Source organism: Roseateles sp. (assembly GCF_047654805.1).
In the GTDB taxonomy this organism is placed as follows: Bacteria; Pseudomonadota; Gammaproteobacteria; order Burkholderiales; family Burkholderiaceae_C; genus Pelomonas.
Window position 1 is genome coordinate 4859038 of record NZ_JASGIV010000001.1, and the last position, 12320, is coordinate 4871357.

Here is a 12320-nt window from a genome sequence, read left to right on the forward strand (position 1 = left end):
TTTATCGCCGAGCAATCAATCTCTATCTTTCGGTCCATGGACAAGATGGCCCCATCGACTTTGCGCCTCGGCCCCGCCCCGGGGCTGAACGCCTGCGTGTTCACCGCGCGCCGCCCGCTGGCCGGCGGTGGTCGTGCGCTGATGCTTTATCTGCACCCCGGCACGTTCACCGAGGGTTCCTGCGCGGCCGCCGAGGCGCGCTGCGAGCTTCTGGCCGAGGCCGGCGCCGATGTCGTCGCGCTGGACTACCCCCTGGCCCCCGAGCACCCGTTCCCGGCCAGCCTGGTCGCAGCCTTCGAAGCGCTGCAGGCCATCGCCGCCAAGCCGGCCAAGCTGGTCGGCAGCGTTCAGACAGCGCTTTTCGTCGCCGGCGAGGAAGCCGGCGGCAACATCGCCGCGGCGCTGGCACTGATGGCCCGCGACCAGCGGGCACCAGCCCTGGCCGGCCAGTTGCTGATCTCGCCCATGCTGGACCCGCAGCTGGGCAGTGCCTCCATGCGCGAGGGCGAGTGCGGCGACAGCCAGTGCATCTATGCCAAGGGCTGGCAGGCCTACCTGGGCGACTGCACCCGCGCCGACCACCCCTACGCCACGCCGTTGAACGCCAGCCGCCTGGCCGGCCTCGCGCCCGCGCTGGTACTGAGCGTCGCCGGCCATCCGCTGAATGACGAAGCCGTGCGGTACGCCAGCGCCCTGCGCGAGCACGGCGGCAGCGCGCGCGGCCTGACGCTGCCGGCACTGACCAGCGAGCTGATGCTGGCACCCATCCACGACTTCCTCAGCCAGGCCACCCGCCAGGCACTCACGAATCCTGCTTGATCCCCGGAGAGAAATAGAAATGCAGTCCACCCCTCGCCTCAACCGCCGCCTCGGCCTTTTCGCCGGTGCCATCGCCCTGGTCGCACTCGGCGCCGTGGGGCTCGGCCAGTTCGGCCAGCCCGCACGCGCCAACTCCGGCCCCGCCGCGCCACCGGCCACGCCGGTGTCCGTTGCCCAGGTCGTCAGCCAGCAGGTCTCGGCATGGAACGAGTTCTCCGGCCGGCTGGAGGCCGTGGACCGCGTCGACGTTCGCGCCCGCGTGTCCGGTGCCGTGCAGGCCGTGCACTTCCGTGAGGGCAGCCTCGTGAAGGCCGGCGATCTGCTCGTCAGCATCGATCCCGCGCCCTACCAGGCCGAGGTCGCCCGCGTCGAGGCCACTGTGGCCGCCGCGCAGGCCCGCGTCAGCTACACGCAGAGCGAGCTGGCGCGCTCCAAGGCCTTGCTGGAGGAACGCGCGGTCGCACGTCGCGACTTCGACGAGCGCGACAACGCCGCCCGCGAGGCCACTGCCAACCTGCGCGCCGCGCAGGCCGCGCTGCAAGCGGCCCAGCTGTCGCTGGGCTACACGCAGGTGCGCGCCCCGGTGGCGGGCCGCGTCGGCAAGATCGAGGTCACATCCGGCAACCTGGTCGCCGCCGGCGCTGGCGCGCCTGTGCTGACGACGCTGGTGTCGGTCAGCCCCATCTATGCGAGCTTCGACGCCGACGAGAGCATCGTGCGCGGCGCGCTCGCCGCGCTGCCCGACGGTGGATCGAACCGCCGCGGCCTGGAGCGCATCCCGGTGGAGATGCTGAACGGCGCCAGCGACGCGCAGACCGGTCGGTTGCAACTGGTCGACAACCAGGTCGACGCGAAGAGCGGCACGCTGCGCGTGCGCGCCGTGTTCGACAACAAGGACGGCCGCCTGATTCCGGGCCAGTTCGCGAAGCTGCGCATGGGCCAGGCCAAGGATGAGGCGGCGCTGCTTGTCAACGAGCGCGCCGTCGGCACGGACCAGGACAAGCGTTACGTCATCGTCCTCGGCGCCGGCAACCAGGCCGAATGGCGACCCGTCACGCTGGGTGCCAGCGTCAACGGCCTGCGCGTCGTGACCAGCGGCCTGAAGGGCGGCGAGCGCATCGTCGTCGGCGGCGTGCAGCGCGTGCGGCCGGGTTCTGTTCTCGCGCCGAAGGATGTCGCGATGGACGCCAAGCCCGAACTGGCTGCTCAGCAGGGCGCTGCCAAGAACTCCTGATCCAAGAAGCCTAACCCCACCCGCGAGCGCTGTCTGCGGGCCGGTCCAGCCGGCCTGCGGGGGGCGTGCTTTCGCCTGAAAACGCAGCGCTCGCCAGGAGCACCCATGAATCTCTCCAAGTTCTTCATCGACCGACCGATCTTCGCGGGCGTGCTGTCGCTGCTGATCTTCATCGGCGGCCTGCTGTCGATACGCGCGCTGCCGATCTCGGAATACCCCGACGTCGTGCCGCCGTCCGTCGTCGTGCGCGCCCAGTATCCCGGCGCCAATCCGAAGGTCATCGCCGAGACGGTCGCTACGCCTCTCGAGGAGGCCGTCAACGGCGTCGAGGACATGCTCTACATGAGCAGTCAGGCGACCACTGACGGCCTGATGACGCTGACTGTCAGCTTCAAGCTTGGCACCGACCCGGACAAGGCGCAGCAGATGGTGCAGAACCGCGTCGCACAGGCCGAGGCGAGACTGCCCGAGGAGGTCAAGCGCCTGGGCGTGACGACCGTCAAGAGCAGCCCGGACCTGACGATGGTCGTGCACCTGACGTCGCCCAACGACCGCTACGACATGACCTATCTGCGCAACTACGCGCTGCTGAACGTCAAGGACCGCCTCGCGCGCATCCCGGGCGTGGGCCAGGTACAGCTGTTCGGCTCGGGCGACTACTCGATGCGAATCTGGCTGGACCCGCAGAAGGTCGCCGAGCACGGCCTGTCGGCCAGTGACGTCGTGACGGCCATCCGCGGCCAGAACGTGCAAGCCGCGGCCGGTGTCGTCGGCGCATCGCCGGGCCTGGTAGGCATCGACCTGCAGCTGTCCGTCAACGCACAGGGTCGACTGCAGTCGGCCGAGGAGTTCGGGGACATCATCGTGAAGACCGGCGTGGGGTCGGCCTCGGGCGCCGTCACTCGGCTGCGCGACCTGGGCCGCATCGAGCTGGGTGCCAGCGAGTACGCACTGCGCTCGCTGCTGGACAACAAGTCCGCCGTCGCGGTTCCGATCTTCCAGGCCCCCGGCGGCAACGCGCTGGACATCTCCGCCAACGTGCGCGCCACGATGGCCGAGCTGAAGGCCGCGATGCCCGAAGGCGTGGACTACACCATCGTCTACGACCCGACGCAATTCGTGCGCGCGTCCATCGAGTCGGTCATCCACACGCTGCTGGAGGCCGTCGCGCTGGTCGTGCTGGTCGTCATCCTGTTCCTGCAGACCTGGCGCGCGTCCATCATCCCGCTGCTGGCCGTGCCGGTCTCCATCGTCGGCACGTTCGCGGTAATGCACGTCTTCGGCTTCTCGATCAACGCGCTGAGCCTGTTCGGCCTGGTGCTGGCCATCGGCATCGTCGTCGACGACGCCATCGTCGTGGTCGAGAACGTGGAGCGAAACATCGCGTCGGGCCTGAGCCCGCGCGACGCGACCTATCGGGCGATGCGCGAGGTGTCGGGCCCCATCATCGCGATCGCACTGACGCTGATCTCGGTGTTCGTGCCGCTGGCCTTCATCACCGGCCTGACAGGGCAGTTCTACAAGCAGTTCGCGCTGACCATCGCGATCTCGACGGTGATCTCGGCGATCAACTCGCTGACGCTGTCACCGGCTCTGGCCGCGATGCTGCTGAAGGACCATCACGCACCCAAGGACGCGCTGACGCGCGGCATGGACCGCGTGCTGGGCGGCTTCTTTGCGCGCTTCAACCGCCTGTTCACGCGCAGCTCCGAGAAGTACGGCGGCGGCGTGAAGACGCTGATGTCGCGCAAGGCCATCATGATGGTCGTCTACCTGGGCCTGGTCGCGGCCACGGCCGGCCTGTTCAGGGCCGTGCCCGGCGGCTTCGTGCCGGGTCAGGACAAGCAGTACCTGATCGGCTTCGCGCAGCTGCCTGACGGCGCCACGCTGGACCGCACCGAGGACGTGATCCGCCGCATGACGGAGATCACGCTGAAGACGCCCGGCGTCGAGCATGCGGTGGCCTTCCCCGGCCTGTCCATCAACGGCTTCACCAACAGCGCCAGCTCCGGCATCGTGTTCGCAACGCTGAAGCCCTTCGAGCAACGCGAGACCAAGGACCTGTCGGCCGGCGCCATCGCCGGTTCGCTGAACGCGCAGTACGGCCAGATCGAGGACGCCTTCATCGTCATGTTCCCCCCACCGCCCGTGCAGGGCCTGGGCACCACCGGCGGCTTCAAGCTGCAGCTGGAGGACCGTGGCGGCCTGGGCTACGAGGCGATGGACGGCGCCGTGAAGGCCTTCATGGCCAAGGCAGCCCAGGCGCCCGAACTCGCCGGCCTGTTCTCCAGCTACCAGGTCAACGTGCCGCAGCTGTTCGCCGACCTCGACCGCACCAAGGCACGCCAGCTCGGGGTGGCCGTGACGGACGTGTTCGACACGATGCAGATCTACCTCGGCAGCCTGTATGTGAACGACTTCAACAAGTTCGGCCGCACCTACTCGGTCCGCGTCCAGGCGGACGCCGCCTACCGCGCCCGTGCCGAGGACATCGGCGCGCTGAAGGTGCGCTCGTCGTCGGGCGAGATGGTTCCGCTGTCCGCGCTGATGAAGGTCACGCCCAGCTTCGGCCCCGAGCGCGCGCTGCGCTACAACGGCTTCCTGGCCGCCGACATCAACGGCGGCGCCGCTCCAGGCTTCTCGTCGGGCCAGGCGCAGGCCACCGTCGAGCGCATCGCCGCCGAGACGTTGCCCCCGGGCATCGGCTATGAGTGGACCGACCTGACCTACCAGGAAAAGATCGCCGGCAACTCAGCCGCCTGGGTCTTCCCGCTGGCCATCCTGCTGGTGTTCCTGGTGCTGGCCGCGCAGTACGAGAGCCTGACGCTGCCCATCGCCATCCTGCTCATCGTGCCAATGGGCCTGCTGGCCGCGATGACGGGCGTGTGGCTCAGCCACGGCGACAACAACGTGTTCACGCAGATCGGGCTCATCGTGCTGGTCGGCCTGTCGGCGAAGAACGCCATCCTGATCGTCGAGTTCGCCCGCGAGCTGGAGTTCGCCGGCCGCTCGCCGGTGCAGGCGGCGCTCGAGGCTGCACGGTTGCGGCTGCGGCCGATCCTGATGACGTCGATGGCCTTTGTCATGGGCGTGCTGCCGCTGGTGCTCAGCACCGGCGCCGGCGCGGAGATGCGACAAGCCATGGGCGTGGCTGTGTTCGCCGGGATGATCGGCGTGACGCTGTTCGGCCTGTTCCTGACGCCCCTGTTCTACGTCATCGTGCGTCGCCTGACCGGCAACGCGCCGCTGCGCCACCACGGTGGCCAAGTGGCCGCCCCGGCCGCTCACGACGCTCCTCATGCGCCTGATGCCCCTGGGGTCCCTGATGCGCATGTCGCGCCAGCCACCCCCGTGGCCGACGCCCTTCCTCAACGAGGCAAGTGATCATCATGAAATTGACTCTTACCCCGCTCATTGCAGCGCTGCTGCTGGCCGGCTGCGCCTCCGTCGGCACCATTGACCCGGCACAGCTGCCGCAGGCGCCGGCGACCTACAAGGCCACGGTCGCGAACGACGCGGCCGCACTGACCGCGAGCTGGTGGCGGCCCTTCGCCGACCCGGTGCTGGACGACCTCGTCGCCCGCGCGATGGCCACCAACACCAGCGTGCAGTCGGCCGCCAGCCGGCTGGCGCAGGCGCGCGCCGCACTGGGCTCGGCCCAGGCCGGCCGGCTGCCGCAGCTCGGCGCGGCGGCCGGTGCCGGCCGCTCGTCCACGCCCGGCCAGGCCGCGCCGCAGCCCGCCAACCAGTACAGCGCCGGCCTGAACCTCGCCTACGAGCTGGACCTGGGCGGGCGGCTGCTGCACGAGCGCAATGCCGCGGCACTGGACGTGCAGGCGCGCGAGCAGCTGCTGGCAGACGCCCGCCTGCTGGTGCAGGCCAACGTGGCGCGCGGCTACCTGGCGCTGCGGGCGCTGGACACGGAACGCGAGATCGTGCGCGACACCGTGGCCGCCTACGGCGAGACGCTGTCGCTGACCGAGAAGCGCGCCCGCGCGGGCGACGTCGCCGACCTGGACCTGGCGCGCGTGCGCGCGGAACTGGCCGCGAACGAGTCCGAGGCTCTGTCGCTGGAGCGCCGCCGCATCGAGCTGGAGACGGCACTCGCCGTGCTCGTCGGCGAGGTGCCGTCCGGCTTCAGCCTGGAGCCGCACGCGTGGACGACCGCACTTCCCGCCGTACCGGCCGGCTTGCCCAGCGAGCTGCTGCAGCGCCGCCCAGACCTCGCCGCTGCACGCAGCCAGCTGCAGGCCGCGCAGGCCCGCGTGGGCGTCGCACAGGCGGCATGGTGGCCCAGCCTGTCGCTGACGGCCCAGGGCGGCGGCATCTCCAGCGAACTGTCCAACCTGCTGAAGAGCGGCGCGAGTACCTGGGGCGTGGGCCTGCTGGGCGCGCTGCCCATCTTCGACGGTGGCCGCCGCGAGGCTGGCGTCAACGCGGCCAGGTCGCAGATGGACGCGCAGGCCATCGCGTTCCGCGAGCAGTTCCTGCTGGCGCTGAAGGACGTGGAGGACCAGCTCGGGGCGCTGTCGCTGCTGCAGGCTCAAGAGCAGGCCAGCGCGCGCGCCGTCAGCGCGGCCGGCCAGGCGCTGAAGCTGTCGGACACGCGCTACCGCAACGGCCTGGTCAGTCAGTTGGAGCTGCTGGACGCGCGCCGCAGCGAGCTGGCCAACCGCCGCTCGGCGCTGCAGGTGCGCTCGGCGCAATACCAAGCCACGGTGGGCCTGATCCGGGCCCTTGGCGGCGGCTGGGTCGGCCCCGGAGCCTGAACGGCGCGGCCGGGGCTAGGGCAACGTCTTGCAGTTGGGCTTGCAGACCACTTCGTTGCGGCCCAGCAGCCGGATGGACTGCAGGCTGGCCGGCGCGCGGTGCTTGCCGCACTTGAAGCAGGAGCGGGTGTGGCCGCTGCCGAGGAAGGGCGAACCACCCACTTTCGACTGGTAGCGCAAGCCATCCTGGCGGACCGCGGTGACGGTGTCTTTGCTCATTCTTCAGACAGGTCAGGGAAAGGCGAATTGACTCACGGCCCAGATGACAGCGCCATCTCGCAAGCCCGCAGTTGCAGCCCAAAAGGACCGAAACCGCGGGCTTTCCCTGCCCCGATCTGCGGGGTCGGCCTGCGAGGACAATGCGACCCCGCTTCAGACACCCCCATGGCCAAGCTCTTTTTCCGTTATGCCGCGATGAACGCCGGCAAGTCCACCGCCCTGCTGCAGGTGGCGCACAACTACGAGGAGCGTGGCCACCGCGTGCGCATCTTCACGGCGCGGCTGGACGACCGCTTTGGCCGCGGCTTCGTCACGTCGCGGCTGGGCCCGCAGCGCGAGGTCGAGCAGTTCGACGCCGACACCGACTTCATCGCGCTGATGGGTGATAACCCCGGCATCGCCTGCATCCTCGTCGACGAGGCTCAGTTCCTCAGCAAGCGCCAGGTGCAGCAGCTCCACGAGATGGCGCATCTGCGCAGCCTGCCGGCCATCTGCTACGGCCTGCGCACCGATTTCCAGGGCGAGCTCTTCCCCGGCTCCGCCGCGCTGCTGGCGCTGGCCGACGAGATGGACGAGATGAAGACCATCTGCGACTGCGGCCGCAAGGCAACGATGAACATGCGCGTGGACGCCAGCAACCGCAAGGTCACCGAGGGCGCCCAGGTGGAGATCGGCGGCAATGCACGCTACCGCTCCGTCTGCGGGCGTTGTTTCCGCCAGGGCTAGGCACCGGCCAGCGGCGGCCCCGCCGTACGAGCAAGGCGTGCCATCCCTGAGCGGCGTCGCCGACGCCACTCACGGGTGGTGCTTCTCGATTCATTGAGGGGCAAACGCCCCCCAATGAATCGACCCCCCAAGGGCTAAGGGGTCAGCCCGCGTACCCGCGGGCCGGGAGCTCACTTACTTCGCGGCAATCTGCGCGTCCAGCTCCTTGCAGGACGGCGAGCAGACGGGCTGCGACTTGCCCAGCAGCTTCTTGGACTTGAGCATCGCGCGCGGGCGATGCTTGCCGCACAGGAAGCACGACATCGTCGCCGCGCCGAAGGAGGAAGTCGCCGCGAAGGGCGAACCGGGAGCTTTGGAGCGGTAGCGCAGACCATCCGCTTCGATGGTGGTCTTGGTGGTTTCTTTGGCCACGCTGGTCCTGTCGAAGAGTGTGTAAAAGAAGGCGCCGGGCAGAGGCGCAGGCCCCATATTTTCCACGATGTGGCGAAAGCCCCGGCCTAGGGCTTTCAACCCCCCTTGAAACAGGCCGGTCTTTTTCCGGCCCAGGCCGCCTGTCCCTCGATGAGATCGGCCGAATCGCGGGCCCGGACGATGTCGTCCGCGAGCCGGGTCGCATCCAGCCGGCCAGCCGCGATCGCGTTCAGGTGCTGCTTCATCGGCAGCAGTGCCAGCGGTGCCATGCCCAGCAATTCATCGACCAGGGCCTTCAGCGCGGCATCCAGCGTTTCGACATCGGGCAGCAACTGGTCCAGATAGCCACAACCGAGCAGGGCCTGTGCGTCCAGCGTGCGCCCGGCCAGCAACACCTGCTTGGCGGTCGCGAGCCCGAGGCGGTCGACGAAGCGCCGCAGGCCGCCGGCGTAGAAATGCAGGCCGATGCGTGCAGCGGGAACGAACATCTCGACCGCAGGCGCGCCAAGCCTGAAGTCGCAGGCGAGCGCGAGGTCGGCAGCGCCGCCGTAGACGCCGCCGTGCAGACGCGCCACGGTGATGGGCCGCACGCCTTCCAGCGCATCCGCCAGGTCGCCGAAACGCGCACCGGCGTCGATGGCGCCAAGCGCGCCCAGGTCGAAGCCGCTGCAGAAATGCCGACCTTCGCCGGCCAGCACGAGGACGCGCACCGCCTCGTCCGCATTGACGGCATCGAGCTGGCCGCGCAGCGTGGCGAGGTCGTCGACGGCGAGGCGGTTGGCCTGGCGCGGCCGGCGCAGCGTGATGCGCGCCACGCCGCCGGCCATCTCCAGCAACGGGGCCTGGCCGCTGCTCACGGACGTCGCCCCGTGGCCCATTCGGAATGGATGTGGTCGTGCTGGGTCATGGCTTTACAAATCAGACATTGTGACGACGTAAGCTCGCGCCCTTCACCGTCACAAAACCGTCATGTTCTTCACCCGACGCCGCCTGCTGACCCTGGCCCTCGCCAGTGCCCTCACCGCCTGCACGACGACTCCGTCGCCGGTCGCAGCTCCCCAGACACCCAAGCTGCTCGTCCTTGTCGTCATCGACGGCCTGCCCATGCGCCAGGTCACCGGCTATCGCGACCAGCTTTCGCCCGACGGCTTCGCACGCTTCCTGGACCATGGTCGCTGGTTCGCCGATGCGCACTACGGCCACGGCCATACCGTCACGGCGGCGGGTCACTCGGTCATGCTCAGCGGCGCCTACCCGCAGCGAACGGGCATCATCAGCAACGAATGGCGCAATCCGGATACCGGGGAGCAGGTCTACAACACCGGCGACACGGACTACAAGTACATCGACAGCCCGACGGCACCGCTGGCCGGCACCAGCCCGCGCAACCTCAAGGTGGAAACACTGGGCGATGTGCTGCGCACGCGCTCGCCGCAATCCAAGGTCATCGGCATCTCGGGCAAGGACCGCGGTGCCATCCTGCCGGCCGGCCACAAGGGCACGGCCTACATGTACATGTCGGAGACGGGCCGCTTCGCGTCCAGCACGTACTACATGCAGCAGCACCCGCAATGGGTGACGGACTTCAATGCCGCCAGGCCGGCCGACGCCTTCTTCAAGAAGACCTGGGCGCCGCTGCTGCCGGAATCCGCCTATGCCCGCTCGGTGCCGGACGGCCAGTCCTGGCAGGTCGCCAGCGGCAACGGCAACCGCCTGCCCGCGGTCATCGGCGACAAGATGGATGCCCCCGGCCCGCGCTTTTACGGCGGCCTGCTGGCCTCGCCGTTCGGCGACGAGCTGACTCTGGCCTTCGCCCGCGCCGCCGTGAAGAACGAGAAGCTGGGCCAGCGCGGCGTACAGGACCTGCTGTCGGTCAGCCTGTCCAGCCATGACTACATCAATCACGCCTTCGGCCCCGAGTCGCGGCTGTCACACGACCACACACTGCACCTGGACCGCCACCTGCAGGCCTTCTTCCAGTTCCTGGACAAGGAAGTGGGCGCCGGCAACTACGTGCTCGCACTGACGGCCGACCACGGCTTCACCGACACGCCGGAATGGGCCATCACCCAGGGCCGCGATGCCGGCCGCTTCAACAACCCGCCGTCGCTGCTGGCCGTCAACACGGCACTGAGCGCGAAGTTCGGCGTCGAGCGTCTGGCGCGCGCCTTCTCCGCGTCCGGCCTGCTGCTCAACGACAAGCTCGCCGCCGAGAAGGGCTTGGATTTCGCCGCCGTGCAGGCGACCGCGCGCGAGGAGCTGCTCAAGCTCCCCGGCGTCGCCGCCGTGTTCACGCGCGAGCAGCTGCTCGGCAACGACACGACCACGCCCTACCTGGAAGCCATGCGCAAGTCCTTCGACCCGACGCGAGCCGCGCAGTTGCAGATCGTGCTGAAGCCCAACTGGATCTTCAGCTACCGCCCGGGCGGCAGCACCCATGGCAGCCCCTACAGCTACGACACCCATGTGCCGCTGCTGTTCTGGGGGCCGGGCTACGTCGGCCAGGGCGAGATGAAGGAACGCGCCGAGGTGGCCGACCTGGCCCCCACGCTGGCGGCCGTCGCCGGCCTGCCCGCGCCCGCCCAGGCGCAAGGCCGGGACCTGAAGCTCAAACCCTAGCCAGCAAGGCCGCAGCCGACTCGCCCCAGGTGGCCTCGGTCAGCGCCTGCGCGCCGAGGCGCACGCCCAGTGCCCGGGCCTGGGCGGGGCCGGTGGCCGGCAGCATGACGAGCAAGCGGCCGTCGGCCAGCCGCATGCAGCCGTCCTCGCCGCGGATGCGCGCGAGCAGTTCGGCCGGATCGGCCCCGACGGCCAGCGTCGCGACGGACAGCGGCCATGCACCGGGGTCTGACAGCAAGGCCTGCAGCAGCTCGCTGCCGGCCTGGGTCGGCAGCAACTGCCCGGCGCTTGCCCGCGGTCGGGCCAACGCGCTGATGTCCACGCCGGTAAGGGCCAGCCCGCCGTCGGGCGTGCGCTGCGCCACCCACCAAAAGCGCCGGCCGTCGCGCCAGGCCTGCTCATAGCCGCGCTGGGCCTGGCGGCTGCGTCGCTCGGGCGATTCGACCGGACCGACACCAGCCTGCCGTGCAGCGTCGACCATCTGCTCCCAGGCCGGTGTGGCGCCCTCGGCCAGATGCCAGGCCTGGCGATAGGCTGCATTGGCGCGCAGCAGGCGGTCATGCTCATCGAAGAGGGCCAGCAGCAGCGGGCCCTCGGTCAGCGTCTGCCACCAGAGTTCGTCTTCAGTCACGGCCCCGATTCTGGGCCGGCGCGGCTCAACGGCGGCGAATCTCCCCCGAACCGCTGACGCTTTGGCGCAACTGGGGGCGACCGGCGTAGCTGAGATCGCCGGAACCGCTCAGTTGCACGTCCAGCTGCTCGGTCACGCCCAGGTCCACATCACCCGAGCCGCTGATGCTGGCCTTGGCGGCCCGCCCCGCCAGCGCGCGTGCATCGACATCACCGGAGCCGCTGACGCGCCAGCGCTGCTGCTCCGCCCGGCCGGCCAGGCGCACGTCGCCCGAGCCACTGATGCTGACGTTGAGCTCCTTGAGCTCGACAAGCCCGAAATGGGCGTCCCCCGAGCCGTCGATGCTCAGGCCCAGGCTGTCGGCCCGGAAGCTGTCGACGCCCAGGTCACCCGAGCCATGGATGGCGATCGTCTGCAGCGCGCGGGCGCTGATGCGCACCGCCGGCGCGTGGCGCGTCGTGAAGCCCGCATCACGCTTCAGGCGCACGACGAGGGCATCGCCCTCCACGATGGTCTCGATCAGCGGCTCGATGTTGTCATCGGCGACGACGACGGCCTCGTCGCTGCCGCCCTGCGTCAGCTTCACGTCGAGGGGGCCGTCGATGCGCAACTGGCTGAAGGCAGCCAGGGAGCGCAGCTTCTCCACCTTGACGCCCGAGCCGCGCACGCGGTTCCTGCTGCTGCCGTAGTCGGTGGGACCGCTGAAACTGGCCGACCAGCCATCAGCCTCCTTCTTGATGCGCAGTCGCCAGTCGTTGTCACCGGCCAGGGCGGCGCTGGTAGCGAAGGCGGCGACAAGGGCCATGATGGCAAGACGTTTCATTCGGGACTCCCGGTGCGGCGATGCGGCGGCAGTGTGTCCAGCCGGGAGATCCCACGCCCGCGGCAGGCG

At 69.6% G+C, this 12320-nt stretch carries 11 protein-coding genes; 6 read left to right on the top strand and 5 right to left on the bottom strand.

Features of this window, described 5'->3' with window-relative positions; genetic code table 11:
- Positions 1 to 36: 36 nt before the first annotated feature.
- From QM732_RS21935 to QM732_RS21950, 4 genes are all read left to right on the top strand, one after another.
- Positions 37 to 819, top strand: coding sequence for an alpha/beta hydrolase (locus QM732_RS21935; protein ID WP_415658210.1), 783 nt, complete (start codon positions 37 to 39; stop codon positions 817 to 819).
- 19 nt (positions 820 to 838) lie between these two features.
- On the top strand, positions 839 to 2053 hold the full coding sequence (locus QM732_RS21940) for an efflux RND transporter periplasmic adaptor subunit (protein ID WP_415658211.1): 1215 nt from the start codon (positions 839 to 841) through the stop codon (positions 2051 to 2053).
- Positions 2054 to 2158: 105 nt separating this feature from the next.
- Positions 2159 to 5437 carry an efflux RND transporter permease subunit gene (locus QM732_RS21945; RefSeq protein ID WP_415658212.1) on the top strand — a complete coding sequence of 1093 codons (3279 nt, stop codon included), beginning with the start codon at positions 2159 to 2161 and terminating at the stop codon, positions 5435 to 5437.
- Positions 5438 to 5442: 5 nt separating this feature from the next.
- A complete protein-coding gene (locus QM732_RS21950) occupies positions 5443 to 6822 on the top strand; it encodes an efflux transporter outer membrane subunit (protein WP_415658213.1) in 1380 nt (459 codons plus the stop codon).
- 15 nt (positions 6823 to 6837) lie between these two features.
- Here QM732_RS21950 and QM732_RS21955 read toward each other — a convergent pair whose 3' ends face one another.
- Positions 6838 to 7041: a hypothetical protein gene (locus QM732_RS21955; RefSeq protein ID WP_056875494.1), complete on the bottom strand. Its 204-nt coding sequence runs from the start codon at positions 7039 to 7041 to the stop codon at positions 6838 to 6840.
- Positions 7042 to 7206: 165 nt separating this feature from the next.
- Here QM732_RS21955 and QM732_RS21960 point away from each other — a divergent pair, with 165 nt between their 5' ends.
- Positions 7207 to 7767 (top strand): thymidine kinase, encoded by a 561-nt coding sequence (locus QM732_RS21960; protein WP_415658214.1) that lies wholly within the window; start codon positions 7207 to 7209, stop codon positions 7765 to 7767.
- Positions 7768 to 7941: 174 nt separating this feature from the next.
- Here QM732_RS21960 and QM732_RS21965 read toward each other — a convergent pair whose 3' ends face one another.
- Both QM732_RS21965 and QM732_RS21970 read right to left on the bottom strand, forming a co-directional pair.
- Positions 7942 to 8178, bottom strand: coding sequence for a hypothetical protein (locus tag QM732_RS21965; RefSeq protein ID WP_056266878.1), 237 nt, complete (start codon positions 8176 to 8178; stop codon positions 7942 to 7944).
- Between the two features lie 95 nt (positions 8179 to 8273).
- Positions 8274 to 9035 (bottom strand): enoyl-CoA hydratase/isomerase family protein, encoded by a 762-nt coding sequence (locus tag QM732_RS21970; RefSeq protein ID WP_415658215.1) that lies wholly within the window; start codon positions 9033 to 9035, stop codon positions 8274 to 8276.
- 112 nt (positions 9036 to 9147) lie between these two features.
- Between QM732_RS21970 and QM732_RS21975 the strand changes: the two genes are divergently transcribed.
- The gene (locus QM732_RS21975) at positions 9148 to 10797 is read left to right on the top strand and encodes an alkaline phosphatase family protein (protein ID WP_415658216.1); all 1650 of its coding nucleotides are present in this window, start codon (positions 9148 to 9150) and stop codon (positions 10795 to 10797) included.
- Here the strand turns inward: QM732_RS21975 and QM732_RS21980 are convergent.
- Both QM732_RS21980 and QM732_RS21985 read right to left on the bottom strand, forming a co-directional pair.
- Complete coding sequence (locus tag QM732_RS21980; protein WP_415658217.1) at positions 10787 to 11428, bottom strand: hypothetical protein; 642 nt, start codon at positions 11426 to 11428, stop codon at positions 10787 to 10789. The genes QM732_RS21975 and QM732_RS21980 overlap by 11 nt on opposite strands.
- 25 nt (positions 11429 to 11453) lie before the next feature.
- A complete protein-coding gene (locus QM732_RS21985; protein ID WP_415658218.1) occupies positions 11454 to 12251 on the bottom strand; it encodes a head GIN domain-containing protein in 798 nt (265 codons plus the stop codon).
- Between the last annotated feature and the right edge of the window lie 69 nt (positions 12252 to 12320).

What these genes read in the sequence shown, in the direction of transcription:
- QM732_RS21960 (WP_415658214.1), top strand. Translation starts at nt 7,207, where the DNA reads ATGGCCAAGCTCTTTTTCCGTTATGCCGCGATGAACGCCGGCAAGTCC.
- QM732_RS21950 (WP_415658213.1), top strand. Translation starts at nt 5,443, where the DNA reads ATGAAATTGACTCTTACCCCGCTCATTGCAGCGCTGCTGCTGGCCGGC.
- QM732_RS21940 (WP_415658211.1), top strand. Translation starts at nt 839, where the DNA reads ATGCAGTCCACCCCTCGCCTCAACCGCCGCCTCGGCCTTTTCGCCGGT.
- QM732_RS21935 (WP_415658210.1), top strand. Translation starts at nt 37, where the DNA reads ATGGACAAGATGGCCCCATCGACTTTGCGCCTCGGCCCCGCCCCGGGG.
- QM732_RS21945 (WP_415658212.1), top strand. Translation starts at nt 2,159, where the DNA reads ATGAATCTCTCCAAGTTCTTCATCGACCGACCGATCTTCGCGGGCGTG.
- QM732_RS21955 (WP_056875494.1), bottom strand. Translation starts at nt 7,041, where the DNA reads ATGAGCAAAGACACCGTCACCGCGGTCCGCCAGGATGGCTTGCGCTAC.
- QM732_RS21975 (WP_415658216.1), top strand. Translation starts at nt 9,148, where the DNA reads ATGTTCTTCACCCGACGCCGCCTGCTGACCCTGGCCCTCGCCAGTGCC.
- QM732_RS21985 (WP_415658218.1), bottom strand. Translation starts at nt 12,251, where the DNA reads ATGAAACGTCTTGCCATCATGGCCCTTGTCGCCGCCTTCGCTACCAGC.